Annotated in this window: 20 protein-coding genes, 1 tRNA gene and 2 pseudogenes; 6 read left to right on the top strand and 17 right to left on the bottom strand. The window is 62.4% G+C overall.

Going from position 1 to position 21,982, the window contains the following annotated elements; all coding sequences use genetic code 11:
* The first annotated feature begins 109 nt into the window (after nt 1-109).
* A tRNA-Arg gene (locus FV220_RS12550) sits at nt 110-186 on the top strand.
* A gap of 389 nt (nt 187-575) precedes the next feature.
* Here the strand turns inward: FV220_RS12550 and FV220_RS12545 are convergent.
* The 3 genes from FV220_RS12545 to FV220_RS12535 are packed head-to-tail and all read right to left on the bottom strand — an operon-like array spanning nt 576 to nt 1,950.
* On the bottom strand, nt 576-1,091 hold the full coding sequence (locus tag FV220_RS12545; protein ID WP_147831738.1) for a hypothetical protein: 516 nt from the start codon (nt 1,089-1,091) through the stop codon (nt 576-578).
* Nucleotides 1,091-1,453 (bottom strand): hypothetical protein, encoded by a 363-nt coding sequence (locus tag FV220_RS12540; protein ID WP_147831736.1) that lies wholly within the window; start codon nt 1,451-1,453, stop codon nt 1,091-1,093. Before FV220_RS12540 ends, FV220_RS12545 begins: the two co-directional genes overlap by 1 nt.
* Nucleotides 1,453-1,950 carry a hypothetical protein gene (locus tag FV220_RS12535; protein WP_147831734.1) on the bottom strand — a complete coding sequence of 166 codons (498 nt, stop codon included), beginning with the start codon at nt 1,948-1,950 and terminating at the stop codon, nt 1,453-1,455. Before FV220_RS12535 ends, FV220_RS12540 begins: the two co-directional genes overlap by 1 nt.
* Nucleotides 1,951-2,170: 220 nt before the next feature.
* Here FV220_RS12535 and FV220_RS12530 point away from each other — a divergent pair, with 220 nt between their 5' ends.
* The 3 genes from FV220_RS12530 (at nt 2,171) to FV220_RS12520 (ending at nt 4,719) form a co-directional block, all read left to right on the top strand.
* Entirely contained in the window at nt 2,171-2,431 is a 261-nt protein-coding gene (locus FV220_RS12530; protein ID WP_348642089.1) for a helix-turn-helix transcriptional regulator, read from the top strand.
* A gap of 12 nt (nt 2,432-2,443) precedes the next feature.
* A complete protein-coding gene (locus tag FV220_RS12525) occupies nt 2,444-2,704 on the top strand; it encodes a hypothetical protein (protein WP_147831732.1) in 261 nt (86 codons plus the stop codon).
* A 335-nt stretch (nt 2,705-3,039) separates the two neighbouring features.
* Complete coding sequence (locus FV220_RS12520) at nt 3,040-4,719, top strand: calcium-binding protein (RefSeq protein WP_147831730.1); 1,680 nt, start codon at nt 3,040-3,042, stop codon at nt 4,717-4,719.
* A gap of 213 nt (nt 4,720-4,932) precedes the next feature.
* Here FV220_RS12520 and FV220_RS12515 read toward each other — a convergent pair whose 3' ends face one another.
* From FV220_RS12515 to FV220_RS12485, 7 genes are all read right to left on the bottom strand, one after another.
* Nucleotides 4,933-6,048, bottom strand: coding sequence for a phage baseplate assembly protein (locus tag FV220_RS12515; protein ID WP_147831728.1), 1,116 nt, complete (start codon nt 6,046-6,048; stop codon nt 4,933-4,935).
* The gene (locus FV220_RS12510) at nt 6,048-8,087 is read right to left on the bottom strand and encodes a hypothetical protein (protein ID WP_147831726.1); all 2,040 of its coding nucleotides are present in this window, start codon (nt 8,085-8,087) and stop codon (nt 6,048-6,050) included. The genes FV220_RS12515 and FV220_RS12510 overlap by 1 nt, the downstream gene beginning before the upstream one ends.
* 10 nt (nt 8,088-8,097) lie before the next feature.
* Entirely contained in the window at nt 8,098-8,697 is a 600-nt protein-coding gene (locus tag FV220_RS12505; protein WP_187273403.1) for an ATP-dependent Clp protease proteolytic subunit, read from the bottom strand.
* The gene (locus FV220_RS12500; RefSeq protein WP_147831722.1) at nt 8,694-9,284 is read right to left on the bottom strand and encodes a hypothetical protein; all 591 of its coding nucleotides are present in this window, start codon (nt 9,282-9,284) and stop codon (nt 8,694-8,696) included. Before FV220_RS12500 ends, FV220_RS12505 begins: the two co-directional genes overlap by 4 nt.
* 317 nt (nt 9,285-9,601) lie before the next feature.
* Nucleotides 9,602-9,916 carry a hypothetical protein gene (locus FV220_RS12495; protein WP_147831720.1) on the bottom strand — a complete coding sequence of 105 codons (315 nt, stop codon included), beginning with the start codon at nt 9,914-9,916 and terminating at the stop codon, nt 9,602-9,604.
* The gene (locus FV220_RS12490; protein ID WP_147831718.1) at nt 9,913-10,440 is read right to left on the bottom strand and encodes a terminase small subunit; all 528 of its coding nucleotides are present in this window, start codon (nt 10,438-10,440) and stop codon (nt 9,913-9,915) included. The genes FV220_RS12495 and FV220_RS12490 overlap by 4 nt, the downstream gene beginning before the upstream one ends.
* 423 nt (nt 10,441-10,863) lie before the next feature.
* Entirely contained in the window at nt 10,864-11,139 is a 276-nt protein-coding gene (locus tag FV220_RS12485) for a hypothetical protein (protein ID WP_147831716.1), read from the bottom strand.
* An 82-nt stretch (nt 11,140-11,221) separates the two neighbouring features.
* On the opposite strand from FV220_RS12485, the gene FV220_RS12480 reads away from it, so the two are divergent.
* On the top strand, nt 11,222-11,527 hold the full coding sequence (locus FV220_RS12480) for a hypothetical protein (protein WP_147831714.1): 306 nt from the start codon (nt 11,222-11,224) through the stop codon (nt 11,525-11,527).
* Nucleotides 11,528-12,113: 586 nt separating this feature from the next.
* Here the strand turns inward: FV220_RS12480 and FV220_RS12475 are convergent.
* The 7 genes and pseudogenes from FV220_RS12475 to FV220_RS12440 form a co-directional block, all read right to left on the bottom strand.
* Nucleotides 12,114-13,439 (bottom strand): AAA family ATPase, encoded by a 1,326-nt coding sequence (locus FV220_RS12475; RefSeq protein ID WP_246689446.1) that lies wholly within the window; start codon nt 13,437-13,439, stop codon nt 12,114-12,116.
* Nucleotides 13,381-13,641, bottom strand: coding sequence for a hypothetical protein (locus FV220_RS12470; RefSeq protein WP_147831713.1), 261 nt, complete (start codon nt 13,639-13,641; stop codon nt 13,381-13,383). The genes FV220_RS12475 and FV220_RS12470 overlap by 59 nt, the downstream gene beginning before the upstream one ends.
* A 200-nt stretch (nt 13,642-13,841) precedes the next feature.
* Nucleotides 13,842-14,057, bottom strand: coding sequence for a DNA-binding protein (locus tag FV220_RS12460; protein ID WP_210245946.1), 216 nt, complete (start codon nt 14,055-14,057; stop codon nt 13,842-13,844).
* A gap of 85 nt (nt 14,058-14,142) precedes the next feature.
* Complete coding sequence (locus tag FV220_RS12455) at nt 14,143-14,739, bottom strand: hypothetical protein (RefSeq protein WP_147831710.1); 597 nt, start codon at nt 14,737-14,739, stop codon at nt 14,143-14,145.
* On the bottom strand, nt 14,729-15,979 hold the full coding sequence (locus FV220_RS12450; RefSeq protein WP_147831708.1) for a site-specific integrase: 1,251 nt from the start codon (nt 15,977-15,979) through the stop codon (nt 14,729-14,731). The genes FV220_RS12455 and FV220_RS12450 overlap by 11 nt, the downstream gene beginning before the upstream one ends.
* A gap of 237 nt (nt 15,980-16,216) precedes the next feature.
* Nucleotides 16,217-16,577, bottom strand: a pseudogene (locus tag FV220_RS26100) (integrase); the annotation flags it as partial.
* A gap of 183 nt (nt 16,578-16,760) precedes the next feature.
* Nucleotides 16,761-17,618, bottom strand: a pseudogene (locus FV220_RS12440) (IS5 family transposase).
* A 541-nt stretch (nt 17,619-18,159) separates the two neighbouring features.
* Between FV220_RS12440 and FV220_RS12435 the strand changes: the two are divergent.
* A partial coding sequence (locus FV220_RS12435; RefSeq protein WP_187273402.1) for a cadherin-like domain-containing protein occupies nt 18,160-21,982 on the top strand: 3,823 nt, incomplete at its 3' end.

Below are 21,982 nucleotides of genomic sequence, written 5' to 3'. Positions count from 1 at the left end.
GGATCGCAGAAAGGCACGCCGATCGGTCGAGAAGGGGTTGCCAAGCTGAAAAGGAGATTCTAGACACCCCCACCGACGGCGGAGCGCACAACTCTCCCCGGTCAGGTCGGCGCCCGTAGCTCAGCTGGATAGAGCACCAGACTACGAATCTGGGGGTCAGAGGTTCGAATCCTTTCGGGCGCGCCAACACTTAGCTAGTTTTCCAGGCTAGCTGAAACTCCCAGGGGTAACGCTACGGGTAACACCGAAGGCACCCTGAAAAATCTCAACCGGTTTCAATTTTCAGTCGGCTCATTTGTCCCTTTGCAGGGGGGGCTAACCGAATCGCTCGTAGTCGCGATCGCCACCCCTGGCCAAAGCTATTTGGCATGATGCCCGGCCAGGCTCGGCAACCGCGTGAGCAGCCGGGCCGGGAGATTAGCGGCGGCGACGGATGAGCGGGACAACCGCTCCCATAGGCGGGGCAAAAAGCTCGGACAGTTCCATCCGCTTCACAGCCCGCTGCATGTAGAACCGGCCGCGTTGAGCGTCACGGATCGCGGCTTGCCCTAGCCATAAGCGGTAAAGCACACGGATCATGCGCATTGCCGCGCCGCCTCTGCCATGGCCCATGCCGGCAAGGTGCCGGGCTCGTCGAGCGCTGCAAAGTCCCGCTCAATTGCGCCGGGGTCATCGCCCCAACCCACCCACATCACCGGTAGCTTCTCGCCGGTCATCGCCAGGATCGCGCGAGCGAGTTGCGCTTGCCTCCACTCCTCTTGGCACTCTCGCGAGATGCATCCTTCGACGATGACCGCCATCGCGAGCCCCATCACGCCAAGGCCGCTAAGGGTTGTCGGCATTGGGAGGTTCAACACCTCGTCTGCCAAGTGCCATAAGCGAGCGTGAACGAGGTCGGCCGCGCGGCTTTCCATTGAGCCGTGACGGGCGACGTTCTCAATAGGCCGTGCCCTTTGGTGCTCAGTGTGGGCGACGTGAAGCCGCTCGCGGTAGGCATCGTGCGGATCCACGGCCAAAGCCACGAACGGCACGGTGAGAACCGGCAGGGCGGCAACGCCGCACAGCAAGGCTCGGCGGGATGCGTTCGCCATCACCACGCCCCCCATCCACATCCGACCGTGCTCAGAACAAGCGCGGCGCGGGTTGAGGCCGGAGGCTCGTCGCCGCCATGGTAGCGAGCAGCGAGGTTGTCGAGATGGTAGTAATCGAACCGCTTGCCTGTCAGTTGGACGAACATGGGCGGTTCAACCCGGATGCCCGGCATGGTGCGGTATCGCTCCCATTGGAGCCACCGCCGCTCATATTCGAGCCATGTGTCGTAGGTCTCCAAGAGAATGTCGGAGACGGGCTCGGCGACCGCGCTCGGCGTGCCGATGAGCGCCACACTACCGCCGATGAGCGGGAGCGAAGCAAGGCCGCGAAGGAACCCGCGACGGTTATCAGGGGCGCCCATCAAAAGGCACTCCCAGCGCGGTTCTTGTCGCCACCATTGTCGAGGTAGCGGGAACGCTGTTCGTTCCAGCCGGCCATATCGGCAATGCCGTTGTCGTCCGGCCCTTCGCGGTCTCGGTCGTCGCCGTAGCCGACTTCGATCCCACACAGCGAAGGCTCGCCGTCCACATCAGGCTCGCGGCCATCATGTTCGGCTTCAAGGTCGTGGTCGCCAAAAGCAGCCTTGGCAAATGCAGCCGTCACATGGACGCCGCACAGGCTCGGCTCGTCATCGAGGTTGCCGTACCGGCTATCGGTCTCGGCCATCTCGCCAGCGTCTTCCTCGACGTCACAGTCCCCGCCGGTTTCGTCAAGGAAGGCGATGCCAGTTGTGACGGCCTTAGCCACGCGACGGCGCAGGGCGCGGAGGTCGGCGGCTTCCTGCCGGCGCATCTCAGCTTCGCGGATTTCCCAAGAGGGAAGCTCGTTCGAGCGCAGTTCGCGAATGGCGATCGTCACGGGACCGGACTGCCGGTCGGGCCCCGTAGCTAATAAGGGCGGGCGTTGATCTCGGGGGGAAAAGAATGAAGTCTGGGCGAGCGAGGGCGTTGCCATAACCGGTGTGCTCCGGGGCTGAAGGTACAAAGACGATGAAAGAGACCAATGCGGATTGGCTTTGTCTCGCCGCGTTGGTACACTGTACCTATAAGTCAGAATTTGGTACGGCGTCAACACGCATTTGGACAAAACACAAATGGTGCCTGTTCAGATCCGGATGGCGCGGGCAGCGGTCGGTTGGGGGGTGAGGGAACTCGCTGAGAAAGCGGGCGTCACCGCCAATACCGTGACGCGCATTGAGAACGGCGCAGATGCAAAGCAGTCGACGATGGTCGCCCTGCGCTCCGCCCTCGAAGCTGCTGGCGTCATCTTCATCGAGCAGAACGGTGAGGGGCCTGGTGTTCGCTTGAAGAAGAGGCCGGATGCCGACCATCAGACCTGAAGGAGAAACCCCATGGCCATTCCAAATCGCGAGCTAGAGGAATCCCTTTTGGGCGGCCCTATCACCCGAGACGGCCACACGGTGACGGTACACATCTACCGGTTCGCGGACACCGCGGATGTGTGGACCTTGGAGGTTGTAGGCCAGGACGGTGGCTCGTTGGTTTGGACGGAGACGTTCACGGATGACGTCGGCGCTTACGAGGCGTTTGAGCGCGCGGTAGCCGAGGACGGCATCCGATCGTTCTCTGAGGATGAGCCCGCCAGCCACTGACCTGCCCTCAAAGCCGCCGGGGTCATCTTCATCGAGTAGAACGGCGAGGGGCCTGGGGTGAGGCTGGGGAAGGCATGAATACAGCGTCGGGATCGGCGAGCCCTAGCGTACAGCGTGACAGCGTGGAACAGCTTTAAATTTAATCCGCTGTAGCTCCATTTTATTTTCAACGGCATAACTGCGACTAAATAAACACAGTTAAATCAATCGCCAGGAATACGAACAAAAATCATGAATTAACTTTGCAACCCTTTCGAGGGCGGGCGCGTAACTGCCCTGCCGCAAACCTGCGAGCCGCATGTGCATCTCAGGCTGCGAGCAAGGGAGACGACGCAATGGCTACGATCAATGGCGATAACGGCGACAATTTCCTGACTGGCACCGAAGAAGAAGACACCATCAATGGCCGCGGTGGCAACGATACGATCGATTCGGTCGATCGCCCCGCAAACATATTCGCAGGGTCCATCGACCCCAGGCGTGATGTCGTGAATGCCGGATCCGGAGACGACTTCGTGACCGGCGGCAAGCTCGACCGGCTGATCGGCGGCGAGGGCAATGATTTCCTGTCGGTCAATTTCAATTTTAATGGGCCCGTTGTCGGCTCGGGGACCCCAATCAGGCTGACGCTGAATGAGAACGGCACGGGCAGGGCGTCCGATGGCACCGTTATCAAAGGCTTCGAGTCGGTAAACTTCAACCTGTCCGATACCGGCGACAATGTGGTTGATACCGGCGATGTCCGTGCGCAGCTGACGGGTGGGAACGGAAACGACAGGCTCACCACCGGTTCGGCGGACGATGTCGTGTATGGCGGCGGTGGCAGAAACGTCATCTCAACTGGCGCCGGCAATGACACGATTGGCGGTGGTTCCGGGACCGACATCGTGTCTGGGGGCGACGGCGACGACACCTTCGGTGTCAACGTCTACACGGATGGTCGTGACCGAGTGGATCTGGGTGCTGGAGACGACACAGTTCGGTTCGATCGCAACGACGGCGGCACCGGCAACATTCGTCTGACCTTCACCTCGGCCGAGGTCGGCAATGGGACTGCCTACGACTCCGGCAGCCTGACAAATCAGGATGGCGGGCTTGCAGTTCACGTACAGGCAGAGGATGCCGACGGCAATCTAACCGGGCCTGTGTCACGCTACGACGACGAAGGCACCACCTTTATTGCCGGAACTCAAGGCATCACCTTTGACGTACGCGACCTTGTTTCGGGAACTGAGCGCGGCAATACGTTCGAGGGTGTTGTCCTTGGAACAGACGGCGACGACACACTATCCTTCTTCCCTCCTTTCCGTGAAGGCCAAGACTTTTACTACAATGCAGGTCAGGGTGACGACACCATCACTGCTGGAACGGGCAAGGATTTCATCGTAGGCGGCGTCGGCAACGACACAGTCACCGCGGGGGCTGGAAGCGATACTGTTCTTGGACAGGACGGTAAGGACACACTTTTCGGCGAAGCAGGTGACGATCGCCTAAATGGTGGCGCTGGTGATGACACTCTGAGTGGCGATGACGGTAACGATGAACTCGGCGGTGGAACCGGCGACGACATCCTGGTTGGGAGTGAGGGTAACGACACGCTGTTCGGTGAAGACGGCAAGGATCGTTTGAACGGAGGCGCTGGCGACGACATCTTTATTGGAGGAGCCGGCAACGACGAGCTCGGTGGTGGCATCGGAAATGATGTATTGGTCGGCAATGAAGGCGTCGACTCACTATTTGGAGAGGCGGGTAACGATACTTTAGATGGTGGTGCCGGGAATGATATCCTCCTCGGTGGCTCGGGCGCAGATCAGTTCAACTTCGGCACAAATTCGGGTGCTGACATCATCACAGATTTTAGCTTCGCTGATGGTGATCGACTTGCATTGTTTGGTCAGACCTACGTCACGCAACAGGACGAGTTCGGCAACGCCTCACTGGCTTTGTCAGGTGGTGGGTTCGTGACGCTTTCAGGCATAAGCCCCCAAGAACTAGAAGCGACGTTCTTCGCATAACGCGCCGAAATGTAGCTTAATATTGGATGAGCCCGCCGCCTGGAGCTATGGTGGGCTCATCCGAGAGTGGGCGGGCAAGGATGAAATCGGTCGGATCGAATGCCCGCGCTGTCGGGACGCCTGCCTCCGCCGCTCCCGTGATGCCGATGGTCCCGACTGGGTGGGCAGTTTAGAACGAGCCCGCCGATCGTCCAGGGGGATCGTCTCTAAATGCTATGTCACCGCCTCAGCCTTCGCCGGGGCGGTGGTCACGTCGTAGAACCCATCGTTTTCCTTCGCGTTGGGCTTCCGTTGCTCCCACGCCAGCTTGTTCACGAGGTCGACGGTCGTGATCGTGCCGGCGTTCGTGTCCTGCATGTAGCTGTAGCCGGCGACCTTGAGCTCTTCCGTCCCGCTCTCGGTCGGGAACAGCATGGGCGATTTCACCGACACGCCGTCAGAGGGCTCCCAGAGACCGCCCACGCCCGGCTTGAGCCAGCCCTGGTAGGTAATCTGCAACTGCAAAGCCATGGACTGGAGCGCCGCGGCTTCCCAATCCGTGCGGAGCTGGGCCTCCCTTTGGTTGAGGGGCATCTCGGCGAGGATCGTCCTCACTGCGCCAGGCGCTCCGCCGGTCACCGCAGAGGAGGCGCGGACCTCCGCCGCCTTCTTACCGAAAAGGCTGTCGGATCCTGATTGCTGGGCATCGACGATCAGACCCTCGACCGCGAGGTGGCGCAGCTGACAGTTGGCGGCGAGGATGTTCACTCCCTCAATGAACTGGACCATGCCGCCGTCGGACTTTGGGCCGGCGACGAGATTGCCGTCGACATCGGCGTAGAAGAACAAACCACGCTGCTTCGCTAGGCGGGAGATCAGATCGAACGGCGTCTCACCCATCCGCACCATCACGTTGGTGAAGGGCGTCTCCCATCCGTCCGGCCCGTTCTGGACCCTGAACTTGAGCCCGTAGGGTTTCAGCACCGAGTTCGCGATGGCGTCGATCTTGTAGCCCCGGTACTGCCCGGTGCCGCCATTGATGCTGGCCTCGGTGATCAAGCCAGCTCGGCCATAGCCGGTGATTTGAACAGCGTGTCGGTTCGCGTCGTAGGCGGCCTGTCGATCGCGAATGAAGCCGGCTTTGATGACCACCTGACCAGCCAGGGCGATGTCTACTCGGTCGCCCGGTTTCAGTCTGAGGTTTCCGACGGCGCTCGGCTCGGCGCAGACGAGACGGAAAGATCGATTCCAATCCTCGCTCATATAGTTTTGCTCGACCTGGACGGACTGCCAGTCGCGGTAGGTGCCGCCGCTCGTGCGGACTTCGCAGATGAGATCGGGGTTGGACATCAGAGCGTCTCCATCTGGCGGCTTTTCGATACGGTCGTCTCCTTGAACAGGTCGCCCATGCTCGTGCGGGCCCGTGCCCCGGCGGGGAAACCGTTGAGGTCGATCATCATGCGGTGCTCCTGCGGGGGCGCCTTTGCGACCGGAGCCTGCTCGCCATAGAGGCGCTTCATCATCTCATCGCCCGAACGCTCGCCCGCGGCGGCAGGGGACGATGAGTCGGCAAGGTTGGTTCGATCTCCACCGAGCAAGGCGACGCCCTTCCGGCGATGGCCCGCCATCTGAAAATCGACCTTGTCACGGACATCGCCCGGCGCACCGCCAGCCGCACCGTCCCTCTGCTTCAGGTGCCAGTCCGACACTCCGCCGGCGTTGATGGCGCCGTAAACCTGATGAATGCCCATGCCTGGGCGAACACCTCGATCCCGTAAGTACCGCGTCACCGCCTGCATCTGCTCGCCGGCCGACATGTCAGCTGTGACACCGTACTTCTTCGCCTGGGGCTCTCCCCACTGGATCAGGCCGCGGTGCGTGCCCCACTTCGTGGTCGGGCCACGCTTCCATTTGTCGAACGTACCTGCCGTCTCGTAGCTGATGACGGTCGCCAGATCCTCGGCTCTGATGCCGAGATCCTTGGCTGATTGTTTGATCCCGGCGGCCAAGCCATCGGGGTATTTGGCTGCCAGAGGGCCGTCTACGGATGGAAGACCTCTCGTGCCGCCGGTGGGGCGCGCGGGAGGGCTAGGGAAGATCGAGGGGGGCCTGCCGGCACCTACGCCTCCATATCTGCCACCCGAGGCGAGTGGTCCGCTGGATCCACCGAACCCGGAGCCGAACCCACCCATGCCGCCGAAAGCAGCTTTCTGGATCAGTCCGCCGCCGGTAGGGGCGCCTCCGAAGCTGGAAGGCTGAGCGGTAGCGGTGCCCTGGTTGCGGAGCCTTTCGAGCTCGTCGGCAACCCGCTTCAACTCCTCCGTCATCCGATCGCGCTTGCGCTGGTAGTCGGGCGCGTTGGGACGCTCGTCGAGCATTTCCACGCGACGCTTCAGAAATGTCTGCTTGTCCTCTAAGACTTTTTCCCGCGGCGCCTCGGCGAGCCCAACGAACTCTTTGAATTTCTGATATGCTCGAACAATCGCCTCGAACTCTTGGACCGTAGTCCTGGCGAATTTGCCGATCTCCTTCAGCTGCTCGCCAAACGATGCCAGAGCATCCGGGGTGCTGAACTTGTCGACGAGGCTCGACAGCTCCTCCAGAAGCGGAGCCAGAGCCTCGGTGCGAAGCCCGTCCATCTTCTCGCGGATGTTGCTGAGCGAGTCCTCGAACCGCTTAGCGGCGCGGACCTGAGCGTCTGTGGTCTGTCCCTGCCGGCGCTCGATCTCGGCCATCACCTCAGCGTAGCGCCCCGGCATCTGCCTTGCGATGGCGCTAAATTGATCGCTGCCAAGTAGCATCTCCGCTACTTTTCGCGCCTTCGTCGGATCTCCAATCTTGCTCATGGTGTCCATGGCTGCGTCCATCGCAGCCTTCATGTTCGGCGCCGACACCAGCTTCTCGACGAGGTCGCCGAGGTTCATCGCCTGCAGGCCGGAATAGGTCTCCCCGTACCGCTTACGGAGCCGGGACATCTCGTCCGAGAACTTCCTGACTCCGCCCTGCATCGTGTCGGCCGAGACACCGAAGCGCTCGCCGAGCGAGCCGAACGCACGAAGCTGATCGACAGCGACGCCCGTTTCTTTTGAGAGGATGGAAAGCTGCTGCGTGCCGGTGGAAAAGCCGCGAAGTGCAGAGGAGATAGCTCCGAGACCAAGCCCTGCGCCGAGGCCGGCGACGCCCATGCCCGACAGCAGCGGGGTCATGCCCTGCAAGGTACCCTGCGTCTTGCCCAGCGTACCGTGGAAGGCGTCGAAGTCCTTTTGGAGATCCTTGCCCGCGCGAGAGCCAACCCCCGCCACACGACGCAGGGAGGTCTCTAGCTGACCGAGTGGGCCTGTGAACCGGTCGGTGACTTCTGCGCCGAAGCGAAGGCGTTCATCGGCCATCGGTAGCCTCCTATCGATTAGGGATCACGGCATCGGCAAAGCCGACCTCGACTGCTTCGTGACCAGTGAACTTGCGCTCGCTCACCAGGGCCTGGAGCAGCCATCCGCGGGAGCAGCGGCAGCGTGGTACGAGCAGGTCGACGATCTGAGCGTCGGTCTCGTCGAGGAGGTCGGCCATTGCCCTGAGACGGGTCGCCGTCGCGGTGCCGACGCTCTCGTAGCGCGAGTAATGAATGGCGAACCGGCCGGAGACCGCGATCTCGATGCGGTCGGCCGCCATGGCAACGAGGCCGGCGGCGGATGAGGCTTGTCCGAAGATGCGGACCGTCACGGGGCGTGGATCGTTCCGCAGGGCGAGATGCATGGCCACCGCCTCGCCGATATGGCCGCCATCGCTGTCGATCTCGACCACGATGGGTTCACCAGCAGGCCAATCCTTCAGGGCCTGGCGCAGACTTGCCGCGCTGCAGTCACCGAAGCCGCGGATGGAACCCTCGATCCGGACAACGCCATCCCGTAGCATCGGGATCGGCTCAGGTTTGGGGGGAGCGGCGTAGTCCACGCGGACCCTACCGTCCGCCTCCTCGACGATTCGACGCCCGGTGATCATGCCGGTACCTCGTAATGGAGGACGGGGAGCGCAGCGGCGCCTGAGCGGATCGCCTCGGCCTCGGAGCGGAGCTGACTGAGGTAGGTGCTGGCAGCGTTGCCGAGCGTCGAGCATGGCGCCCCAAGGGACCGGGAGAACGGCGCGATGCTGAACTCCATCGGATAGGCCACATGGAGGGCCACAGCCTTCACCTCGCCGATGAGGCTTTCCGCATCGATCATCGGGCCAATTCCGCGGATAGCACCGTAGGCAGCCAGACGGGTGGCCTGATGAGCCTCCGCCAAAGCCTGGACCGCTCGCTCCTCGGCCGAGATGCAGGTTGCCAACGCCTCAGCCTGGCGTTCCATCGCATCGGCCACACGCTCGCGCACGACGCGGTCCTGCTCGGCGGCGACCCTGGCCTGAGCCTCTGCCACCATCTCGGTGAGCACCCGGGCCGCATCTTCCAGAGCGGTGCGATCGTCGGCAGTCTTCCTGCATGCATCACCGGCGCGCTTCAGAGCTGCAGGGTCTGCGTCGTCGGTTTCGATGAGAAGCCGGCGCTGCTCGACCGCTGCCGCCTCAGCACGGGTCACTGCCTCGGCCAAGCGCCTCAAAACGCCGTCGCGTCGGCTCGTCAGGCTGACAACGTCCGCCTCCGCAGTCTTGATCGGATCGCGGCGGAAGGCTGCCCGAACCGGTTCGAGCGATGGGAGAAGGGAACGGCGCCGGGCTGAGGGAGATGAGGCTCGGCCGGCGCCGCCACGCTGCTCGACCGGGACATGACTACCGGGAGCGGCATTTGGGATGGGAGATGATTGGTCTTTCATAACCCCTAGTGTCGAGATCGGCGTACTTACGGTCACCTATGAAAAACAGGAAAAACGGGATCTGAACAAGCGCGGGCTGATCTTTATTCAACCGATCACGTAAACCCAAGTGTTGTATCCAGCTCTGTCATGGCCGCTCGAATAGCATCATCCAAAATAACGCGGATGCTATTTTCGCTGCGAGCTTCCGCGACTTGTGGGACAATCAGGTCGGGTATTCCGTGTAGGCGCCTAGACGTCCGTTCAATGACTGCGTTGAGGTGCGGATGCCCTAAGTCGATATCCTCACCGCGAAGCTTACGCTGTATTGGATCGTTGCCGTCCATGGCACGGGCAAGCTCGACCTCGACCATCAGACGCACTGCAGCGGCACGGTCAGCCGTCCAAGGTGGCATCTGCGAATTTGTCATGGTGTCTTCCTCCTCTTGGTGCTTGCCTCGGCTTTCTCCAGCACAGTGTCTTCGGAAAGCTCGGTCAAGCATTCATAGACCACATCTCGCACATTCTCTTCGACGGTCGCCGCGACGGCCATTGGAACGCGGCCGGCGGACTTTGTTGGGAGCGACAGCAATTTGTTGCGGCACACGCTGAACATTGAGCCTACATGCTCTACCACGTCGTCAACGTGTACATAATTGCCGCGCACGATGGCGTTCTGCATTTCAGCTTTATCGGCCAACGCACTGTCTTTACGGGCGCGCTCTTGAGCAGGGTCTAACTCACCTGACGGTGCTTTCCTGGTCGCCCTGTCAACCGCGCGGCGCTCGAACCAATCCACGACATCGGCAGAGTTGAACCGCCATTCGCGCCCCTTCTCGCCACGCTCGACAAAAGGACATCCGGCGCTCACCCACTTGTCTATCGTCGGGAGGCTGCGGCCAAGAAAATCCGCGATTTCAGAACGATTTAGGATGCGTCCACGGGTGTCAGGCATAATAATAAAGTTCCATTTAAAAGTTTTGTACCTAGAGACCTGCCGAGGTCGCGCTTACCCTCGGGCCGTGGGGTACCCTGGAAGGACCCCAGAACTCACATGACGGTCATAGCCACCTGCTTAAAAGTGTCTCAGCTTGACTTTGTTTGGTGACATCGTCAAAAGCCCCCGCTTTCCAATGATGAAGGCACGAAATGACGCTTCGAATGAAATGTCCAAGCCACCTTACCCCAGCTCAAGCGATTTCTGTGGTTCGAGATTTGATGGCGCGCATAAATGAATGCGGTGGAAACTTGAGAATGCGGCCGGGTCGTACAGGGAAAGCAGTTGCTTTGACCGGCAGCACCACTTCCCTCTTCACAGCTCGAATTGGCTTAAACGATTGGCGGGTGATCTGACATATGAATGGACGTCGAGAGGACCTCATCGAAGTGCCTCTCGATGCACCCACCACCGTCCGGCCCCGCGCTTAGTCGCAAGGTCCGGGCGGCTCAGGGCGATGCACTTCACGCGCTTGCGGGCAGAATCGTCAGCGATGCCCCAGGCTGCTGCCGCGGTCTTCAACGGGACGTAGGCTTCCAGATGGAGGCTGCGGGTCGGAAGGCTTCCCGTCCCTGCCAGCACCGCGGCGATGGCTTCAGCGCTGGCGAGGCAGGCAGCGCGGGCATCCTCCAGAGCTTGGCGCTCGACCTCAGTCATGGCGGGGCCTCGATCGAGAGCCGTCCTGAACTTCCAGCGCTGCCGTCAGTTGCCGACCGACCTCAGACGCACGGACGGATTCATGACACCCACAAAGCTCGCTCTCACGGCCACGCTGGCGATGATGCTGACTGTACCGGCACTCGCCGAGCAATTGGCTCCCACTGGTGGCGCCGCCAACACCGGCGTCATGACGCCGTCCATGGAGCCGGGTCCGGTCCCGCGGGCGAGCGGGTCCAGCGGCCGTCCTGCCGACGCTATTCCGGGCAATCCGAGCCCTGCGTCCGTTCCCGGCAGCACGCCCGACGTAAACATCGGCGGCACACTCACCAGCAGTCCGCCTGGCACCGGCGGGACGTCCGGCGGGCCGTCCTTGAGCGGGCAGTAGGCCGGAGCGTAGGCGTGAGCCGGTGCGACAACAGACCATAGTCATACCAGCCGGAACACGCTCGCTCGCGGCGCATTCTAAGCTCGCCTCTCCCAATTCAATGCGTCCAGATGGGGCTGACAAATGTACAATCACATTGAACGTGATCGTCTTGATTTGCCTGCGACCGCGCAGGTGATGCATAGCCATACCGCTTCGCTGAATAATATTGACCTTAGCAAGCCGGCTACTGATAGCGCGGCGGATAATGCTGTGCCCACACCACTGGCCGCATATGTCAGGGCTGTGTCTCCGTCGGTTTTCGAGAGCTTCGGCTCGTTCTCCTGAGAAGGCTTTCCCGTAACCATATCCATGGCGTCGGCCATGCCACCGCGTGGCTGGCGCTGCGGATTGTCCACTCCTCCCTGCGGTGGGGCGGGTTGGGGCGCCCCTTCCGGTTGCAAAGCAGAGGTGCCCTTCTCCACCTCCACCTTGTGACCAGCCACCTCCACCACCCCCACCCACCCTATAAGGGGTGGTGGTGGAGAAGGTTTTGTCTCCACGTTCTCCACTTTTCTCCACCCCACCTTGCAGGGTGGAGAAAGGCTCATTCGCCAGCATCTGAGACATGCTTGCCGACCTCCACATAGTCCCGTGGCTTGCCCTTACCGTCCTTGCCCTCGACCACTGCGAACATGCCGGTCTCAACCCAGACCCTAAGCATGCGACCGACCTTGCTTCGGTGGGATTTGTCTGCCGGATCAAGCCGCAAAGCCCTGGCGATCGGAATGCCCACCCAGTCCGGCGACTGCACGTTGAGGCGGAAGCGAGCACCTGCCGCCGTACAGCCAGCCACTTCGGCCTGGGCCGTGCGCAGATCGTCAGTGCTGATACCTTCGAAGGTGTCGGGCCATTCCCATGGCTCGACCACGGCGACCTGATCGCTAAGGTCCATAAAGCTGAAGCTCTCGGGGCCATTGCCGAGCGATACCGAGGCGAGTTGAAACCATGACGACCGATCCGGCGGCGGAGCCAGGTTGGCCTTGCCGTTGTCGACGCGGAAGAAGGCGCGATGGTTTTCGACGCCGGCTCGCTCGGCCTCGTCCTTGGTCATCTGGTTGAGCACGCGGGCTGACCGGGCGGCGGCGAGTAGTGAGCCCGCACCGCGGCCATCCTCGACGGTGGTATTGCCTGGCGTGCCGATGCCCTTTCGGACGTGATGGACGAGCGAGAAGGCGCACCTTGTCCTTTCAGCAATCCGGTTGAGGGCCTTGGCGACCATATCAATCGCGCCATTGTCGTTCTCGGAGACCCGATGCGTGGAAATGAAGGGGTCGAGGATCACGACGTCGATGGCGTTCTCGTCGATGGTTTCCCTCAGCGCAGCGAGGACCGGTAAAGCCAGTACGGTTCCTGCCCTGGTCGTCTCGGCAATGACGATCTCGGACGTCCTGCCCGAGTCCAGGAACAGCCGGCCATCGAGCTCGGCGGGATTGATGCCGTACCGGATGAGGATGGCCGCCACGCGACGCTCGATCTCCTCCAGCGGGTCTTCCCCGCACCAGTACCAGACGCGACATGGAACGGGCACATGGACACCAAGGAGTGCCCGCCCGGTGGCCAGGGCGATTGCTTCAACCAACTCCAGACTCGACTTGCCGATCCCGCCAGGCGCCACTGTGGTTGAGATGAAGCCCCGGATCAAACGGCGGTCGTAGAGCCAGGCCCGCGGCGGGATCTTGCGTGGATCGCGGTAGACGTAGGGAGAGGCTTTGAGCCCCTCCTTCAATCGTGACGTGTCAGCCTGCGGCTCGCCATTGAACGGTGGCCAATCCCGGTCCGCGCCGAGGGCGTCGAGTTCGGCGGAGAAAGGTTCATACCCCATGCGGCTGCCCTTCAGCCTGCCGAGCATTTTGCCGATCCCGATGCTCACGCATCATGGCCAGGACATCCATCGCCATGCGGAGATGGGCTGCGGCGCGACGAGTGTTGTAGACCATGCCAGCGTCAGCATTGGCGACGCCCTGGTCGACTGCGAGCGAAGAGTGCCAGGAGCAGAGGTGAAGCTGCTCCATGGCCTCCTCGCGCAGCTTCTCAAGCGTACCGAACGATGCGTGTGAGACGGGTGCGTTCATGCTCGGCTCCCCCATGTCTCGGGGACGGCAAAAGCCAGTTCGGCAACCACAGCCGCTGCGGCAAGGGTGAGGCCGTATCGGCGAGCAAGCCTTTCAGCTTGAAGGGACCGGGGCTCTAGGGCATAGTTCTCAACGCTGACTTGCCGGAAAGCATTTGAGAAACTCGCCGTCGCCCCGCGATGCGCGGGTTTTTTCATGGCTCAAGCCGCCTCCCGCTTAGAAGCCTGCCGGGCTTCGAAAGCCTGCAGGTCGGCGATCCGCCAATAACGGCGGCCATTGATTCTGATAGGCTTAGGAAAGCCGAGCGCGGGATCGTTCTCCCAGCGCCAGAGTGTCATGTCACTGACGCCGTAGCGCATGCGTGTGGGAGTAGCAGGCAGCAGCTCGTCTGGAGTTTTTTGAATAGGAAGGGGCATTGCGTGGCTCCTCTTGCGGGCACGCTCTCTATTGATGCGATATGTTAGGGTTCGTCAGCCGGTAACCGCCGATAACCGCCAGTAACTATCCTCTGGGCGGCCAGATGGATTCGTGGAACCGCTGGACTTTCTCGCGTACCAAACTGGACGCTGGCGAGCTTCCAGATGTCTGCATGAACCAATCTTCAACGGCCTTGGTGAGGGCCGCCCGGGAAGAGTCATCGCCGAGAACAGCTATCCGAGCCATCTCAATGAACGCTCCGTCCCAATCGTATTTTGTAGGGCGCCCGCCTCTGTTTTTCTCAACTGCAGCCGATGCAGAGGGCTGAGATTGATTGAGTGGATCACGAAGCCGAAGAAATGTCGCTGCCGCGACCGCGTCTACGGTGATATCGCTGGCGAAATATTGATCGCGCCCGATATAGAAAGTGAAGCTGGGATACCGAGAGTCCCAGTCGATCCTGCAATGCTGCCAATAATCTGGCTTAAGGGCGTGCTTCTCTAATATAAGATCCGTCGCTGTATCTGCAGTGTCTGCGCGAACGCTCACGCCGTCGGCAACAGCCTCGATTTCGCCTGCGGCCATGGCTTGGCGAATCGACTCTCCGGCACTGGAATGCGTGACGCCTGTGAGGGTCGACAAACGGTCGCGGAGGAAGATGATGGAAGATCTATCGTTCATCGTTCGATCCCACCAGTGCATCTATGGAATTTGCCCACGCTTCCAGCGCCGCTCGCTTCTCAGCGAGGTACTGGTATCGATTGTAGACCGCTGCGACGCCACTGATCGCTCCGGAGCGGTGGTTCAGCACAGCCTCGACGACGTGGATGGGTTGGCCGAGCTTCGCCATTCCTGTGCTGCAGGTTCGGCGGAGATCGTGGAGGCGCCAGGGTTTCAGCGTGATGGTCTTCGGATCTTGACCAAGAGCAGAGGCGTCCTCCCGCGCTATGGCCAGCATCGCGGCATCTAGCCGGGCCTTGCTGCTCGAATAATCGGACATGGGGGCGGTGCCGGTTCGGGTGAAAAGGTAACCTGGCTTGCCGGCGATCCGGGGCACGGCCCCTAAGACGGCGAGAGCGGCTTTTGACAAGGGGACGACGTGCTCAAGCGAGTTCTTCGTGCGCTCAGCAGGGATGGTCCACAGATCATCGACGAGCTCGCCTCGCACCATCCTCGCAACTTCATCGCGGCGCTGGCCCGTCAGCAACAGAGTTTGAACCAGCGGGCCGAACGGATGCCCAACCACTTCCGCTGCTTGCCAGACCAAGCGGACCTCCGCGTCGGTCAGCACGCGGTCCCGGCTCGTTTCTGAAACCGGAGGCTTGAGGCCGAGGAACGGCGTCGTCTCAATGATCTCCCGGCTGAGCGCAAAATTGAACATGGCCCGCGCGGCGGAGAAGACGCGATTGGCGCCGGCCGTCATACCGGCATCAGTCAGCGCGTCATTCATCGTGACCACATCCTTCCGGGTTACCTCGCCAATTCGACGCCTACCCCAGCGCGGCTCGACATGGTTTCGCAGAAGCGCTTCTGCCTCCTCGGCATACCGAGGCTTGCCGTTCGGCTTCAGGTGCCGCTCGACGTAGAGCGCGATTACACTCGAAACGCGATCTTCTTCCGCTGCGGCAGAGGCGGCCGCGGCTTCACGCTTGGCAAGGTAGGGATCGCGACCCAACGCCGCTGCCTGCAGAGCCTCCCGCGCGACGCTCCGCGCCTTGCCGAGGTCGAAGAGTGGATAGGATCCGATTGTGTATTTCCGCGGCCGACCGTTGATCCGGTATCGAACCGCCCACGACTTCGCGCCGCTTGGCTGTACGACGAGATAGAAGCCGGGAAGGGTCGCGTCTGGGATTTCCAGCCGCCGTGAAGGGACTGGTTTGTAGCGCTCGACACTTTGCACCGTAAGCACCTTAGCTGCCACCAGATGCGCTCCACGGGTAACGCCAGGGGATGCGAAAACACGCGTTAAGGCGTGTTTTGCCCTGTTACCCGAAGTTACGGCATTTGGTGAAAAAGCCAAGTGTCAGAGGCCGATAAGGCGACTCGACGCACCAGAGTGTTATGCAACTTTAGGGGTTAGCACAGCACTACGAATCTGGGGGTCAGAGGTTCGAATCCTTTCGGGCGCGCCAATTATCTTTATTGTCAGACATGAATTTTTCCCTTCGGGGGGTTTGGGTGTTTGAGCGCTGGTTTGCAGTCGGTTTGCAAACTCCGTTCGTGGTGAGTTCTCCCAATCGAAGATTGCCTGGTCTGCTAGCGCGCTAGATAGCGATCAAGGATCACAGTCACCGTCTTGAGCGAATGACCCGTGATGGTGGCGATCTGCTGAGGATTGCAGCCCGCCTCAGAGAGCATGGTCACGGCCGTTCCGCGGAGATCGTTGAGTGAAGGTTGACCGGTTTTTCCAAACTAGGAAGGGTCACCTGAGCAATCCCAGCCTCAAGCATCGCCCGGTCCCAGAGTTCGGCGAAATATCGCTTCTGCAGGACCCGTCCCGTTTTGGTGGTCAGCACTAGAACTACTTTGGCATTCTTGCCTGAAGAGCCATGATGGAACTTCGTGTAGGCTTAAGCGGCGTCAAAATCCTCTGGTTTGAGGCACCTGAGATTGCAGAATGCTCAGACCATTTTTCTGCTTGGGGCGTACATCCAAGTCGGTATACCTTTTTGCCAAAGTAGTGCTAGGTCGTCTCTGCAAAGTCATGTGAGCCAGAGCATGGTCATGCCGAGTGTGACCATGGCGAGGGAGTTGGCCGCCCGCTTCTCGTAGCGGGTGGCGATGCGGCGATACTGCTTGAGGCGTCCGATCAGCCGCTCGACCCTGTTGCGCTCCCGGTGCGTGGCCTTGTCGAAGTCGGGCTGGCGCGGTTGATCTTTGCGGGTCGGAATGACCGACTCGATCCGACGGCGTCTGAGGCGACAACGGACCGGTGGACTGGAGTGGCCCCGATCCTCGGCCGTTCGGCGGGGACGCAGGCGCAGTCGGCCTCGGCCAGAGCGCGGCACGGCGCCTTTGTCCATCAGCGCGTCCAGGGCGAACTGCTCGTGGCGCTCGCCGGCCGTCAGCACCGCCGTGGTCGGTTTACCGCCGCCCTCGGCGCGCAGATGCAGCTTGGTCGATCCTTCAACAATCTCAGGATGAGGACCCGCCCTGGCTGCGCCCGAGCGCTTCACCGATCCCCTCGACCGTCCCCTCACCCCGATGGCGCCGGACCGGCGTGCACCGGCGGCGTGCTGGTGGGCGCGCACCACCGTGGCGTCCACGAAGTGCAGGTCTCAGTCGAGATCGCCTCGGGCATCGGCCTGCGCCTGCAGGCGCCGCAGCACCTGGTCGAACACGCCGGTCTGCCGCCAGCGATAGAACCGGATCGACACGGTCCCGACAGCACCATAGCGGGCCGGCAGATCGGCCCAGGGCGCACCTGTGCGCAGGATCCAAAGCATACCGTTCAGGACCTGCCGGTGATCCTCCGCTGGCCGGCCCGTGCGCGGCTTCTGCGGAGGCAGCAACGGGGCGATCTGCTCCCACTGCGCATCAGTCAGTTCGTAGCGTCGCATCTCCACAACATGGGGACCGTCACCCAGCCTGTGACCCCTTTACAGATACGTCCTAGCCTCATGGCCGCTCACGCCCTCGACAATCCAGACCAAAATGAAGACCACAGGCAGGCTCGAGCTCCTCTTCCGGTTCGGCTCGCGAGGAACGCCAGCAAGCAGGAGCAACTTAAGGCCTTACGATGCAATAGATTCGAATCCTATACCTGGCGTGAAGGTCAATCAATGCTTATGAGCAATTCATATAAACGAGTATTTGGCCATCATATAATGTAGATAATTATTTGTTTTCCATTATTTTGGGTTTTTTACTATTATATAACCTCTTGAGATATATGATGGCAGAGTCTACATAATTTATTCACCGAACTCAGGCTATAGAAGCCCGATCGCGGGCATCAAGATATCGATCGTATCTCGTCTCCCGAACATCGCCGTTTAAAGCTTGCAGCTGAGCTTTCCTGAAACTGGAACGTAGTGCGGCCTCCCGGTGCCGGGAGCCGGGAGATTAGTTATGGTCTTGGAAAATCCGCTGCGTCAGCCGATGCTCACGGGCACGCAGAATGCCCTCGCCCTTGGCGCCGAGGACACGGTCTATACGATCACCAAGGCGCAACTGCTGGCGAACTGGTCTGACCCCGATGGGGAAGATCTGTCGGTGACGGGCCTCACCGCATCCCGTGGTACGGTCGTAGCCAACCCGGACGGCAGTTACACGATCACGCAGATCGCGAACGCCAACGGCGTCGTCACGCTGAACTACAGCGTAAGCGACGGCATCACGGACCCGGTCCCGGCGACACGCACATTCACGCTCGCCGCCGTCAACGACGCGCCCTCGTTCGGCGGCGTCGGGACCGGCATAGTGATCACCCCGGTCGGCACCGGTACGTCATTCGATCCGGGCCGAAGCGTCAAGATCCAGGCGGACGGCAAGATCGTCGTCGCGGGAGCGGGCATCGGCAGCGATGGCACTCGCGACTTCGCGCTGATCCGCTACAACGCGGATGGCAGCCTCGACACCAGCTTCGGCCCGAACGGGACCGGCAAGATCCTCACCTCGGTCGCCAGCGCATTGGACGACCAGGGCCAGAGCGTCACGCTCCAGGCGGACGGCAAGATCGTCGTCGCGGGCCAAGCTCTCGGCAGCGGGACCGGCGAAGACTTCGCGGTGGTGCGGTACAACGCGAACGGCAGCCTCGACACCAGCTTCGGCACGGGCGGCAAGATCATCACCCAGGTCGGTGCCGGATCATCGGACGACATTGCCAGAAGCATCACTGTCCAGGCCGACGGCAAGATCGTCGCCGTGGGCTATGGTGCCGGCAGCGGGACCGGCGACGACTTCGCGGTGGTGCGCTACAACACGGACGGCAGCCTCGACACCGGCTTCGGCACGGGCGGCAAGATCCTCACCCCGGTCGGGGCGGGCACGGCGCAGGACCAGGGCTTGAGCGTCACGGTGCAGGCGGACGGCAAGATCGTCGTCGCGGGCTCAGGCCTGGGCAGCGGGACCAGCACCGACTTTGCGGTGGTTCGCTACACCGCGGACGGCAGCCTCGACACCGGCTTCGGCACGGGGGGCAAGATCCTCACCCCAATCGGCGCCGGCACGTCGAGCGACATCGGCCAAAGCGTCACGGTGCAGCCGGACGGCAAGATCCTGGTCGCGGGCTACGGCCAAGGCAGCGGAAGCGGTTTCGATTTCGAGCTGGTGCGCTACAACGCGGACGGCAGTCTCGATACCAGCTTCGGCCCGAACGGGACCGGGAAGATCCTCACCCCGGTCGGCGCCGGCACGTCGAGCGACATCGGCTTCAGCGTTACGGTTCAGGCGGACGGCAAGATCGTCGTCGCGGGAACTAGCACCACTGGCAGCAGCACCGGCACCGACTTCGCAGTGGTGCGCTACAACGCGAACGGCAGCCTCGACACTGGCTTCGGCCCGGACGGGACCGGCAAGATCATCACGCCGGTCGGGGCCGGCACGTCGAATGACCAGGGCCAGAGCGTCACGGTGCAGGCGGACGGCAAGATCGTCGTCGTGGGCTATGGCGCCGGCACCGGCACCGGCACCGACGTCGCTGTGGTGCGCTACAACGCGGACGGCAGCCTCGACACCACGTTCAACGCCCCGAACTCGCTCGGCGGCACGGTCGCTTTCACAGAGAATGGCAACAGCGTTCGCCTCGACACCGACGTCACCCTCTCCGATGTCGACCTCGACGCGCTGAACGGCGGTCTGGGCGACTATGCCGGCGCCACGCTGACCCTTGCCCGCCAGGGCGGGGCGAATGCGCAGGACGCGTTCGGCTTCGATGCCTCGGGCTTCACGGTCTCGGGCAACAGCCTGCGCGACGCGAACGGGGCGACCTTCGCCACCTTCACCGACACGGCCGGCACGCTCACGATCACTTTCACCGGCACGAACGTCGCCACCTCGGCGCTCGCCGACGCGGTGGCGCGCGCCGTCACCTACGCCAACACCTCCGATACGCCTCCGACCTCTGCCACGCTGGTCTGGACGTTCTCGGACGGCAATGCCGGCGCCCAGGGGCCCAATGGGGCCGCGACCACCACAGGAACCACCACGGTCATGCTCCTCCCCACCAACGACGCGCCGATTCTCAGCGGCACCCAGGCCGCCCTCGCGGTCGGCCAGGAAGACACCGTCTTCACGGTCACGGCGATCGATCTGCTGCAGGGCTTCAGCGACCCCGACGGCACGGCCCTCGTCCTCTCCGGCCTCAGCGTCGATCACGGCACCATCGTGAGCAACGGGGCGGGCGGCTACACCGTCACCCCGACCGCCAACTACAACGGCCCGCTCGTCATCAGCTACAACGTCGGCGACGGCACGACCTCCATCCCCGCCACCTTGAGCACCACCCTCACGGCCGTGAACGACGCGCCGTCGTTCCTCGGCGCCGGGACTGGCAAGGTGCTCACCCCGGCCAGCGCCGGCACCTTGAATGATTTCGGCCACAGCGTCACGATGCAGGCGGACGGCAAGATCATCGTCGTGGGCGAAGCAGACGGCGGCGGGACCGGTACCGACTTCGCGGTGGTGCGCTACAACGCGGACGGCAGCCTCGACACCAGCTTCGGCACAGGCGGCAAGATCCTCACCCCGGTCGGCACCGGCACGTCGACCGACGTCGGCCAAAGCGTCACGGTACAGGCGGACGGCAAGATCGTCGTCGCGGGCCAAGGGGCCGGCAGCGACGGCCAAGACTTCGCGGTGGTGCGCTACAACGCGGACGGCAGCCTCGACACCAGCTTCGGCACGGGCGGCAAGATCCTCACCCCGGTCGGCACCGGTATGTCGAACGACATCGGCCAAAGCGTTAAGGTGCAGGCGGACGGCAAGATCGTCGTCGCTGGGTATGGCGTCGGGAACGGTGACGACTTCGCGGTGGTGCGCTACAACACGGACGGCAGCCTCGATACCAGCTTCGGCACGGGCGGCAAGATCCTCACCCCGGTCGGCACCGGCACGTCGAACGACGGCGGTAACAGCCTCACGGTCCAGGCGGACGGCAAGATCGTCGTCGCGGGTTACGGCGAGGGCAGCGAGACCGGCACCGACTTCGCGGTGGTGCGCTACAACGCGGACGGCAGTCTCGACACCAGCTTCGGCACGGGCGGCACGATCCTCACCCCGGTCGGCACCGGTACGTCGACCGACTTCGGCAACAGCGTCACGGTGCAGGCGGACGGCAAGATCGTCGTCGCGGGGTACGGCACCGGCTTCTACAGCGGCACAGACTTCGCGATGGTGCGCTACAACGCGAACGGCAGCCTCGATACCACCTTCGGCTCGAGTGGCAAGATCCTCACCCCGATCAGCATGGGCCCGTCGGCAGACTATGCCTACAGCGTCACGGTTCAGGCGGACGGCAAAATCGTCGTCGCGGGCCAAGGTTTCAGCGCCGGTACCAGCAACGACTTCGCGGTGGTGCGCTACAACGCGGACGGCAGCCTCGACACCGGCTTCGGCACGGGCGGCAAGATCCTCACCTCGGTCGGCACCGGCTCGGACACTGGTCAGAGCGTCACCGTCCAAGCGGACGGCAAGATCGTCGTCGCGGGCTATGGCCAGGGTAGCGGTACCGGTTACGACTTCGCGGTGGTGCGCTACAACGCGGACGGCAGTCTCGACACCTCGTTCAACCTGCAGAGCTCGCTCGGCGGCACGGTCGCTTTCACAGAGAACGGCAACAGCGTTCGCCTCGACACAGACGTCACCCTCTCCGATGTCGACCTCGACGCGCTGAACGGCGGTCTGGGCGACTATGCCGGCGCCACGCTGACGCTGGCCCGCCAAGGCGGGGCGGACGCGCAGGACGCGTTCGGCTTCGACGCCT

The organism is Methylobacterium sp. WL19, assembly GCF_008040005.1.
GTDB lineage: Bacteria > Pseudomonadota > Alphaproteobacteria > Rhizobiales > Beijerinckiaceae > Methylobacterium > Methylobacterium bullatum.
This window is presented reverse-complemented; position numbering and strand designations above follow the sequence as displayed.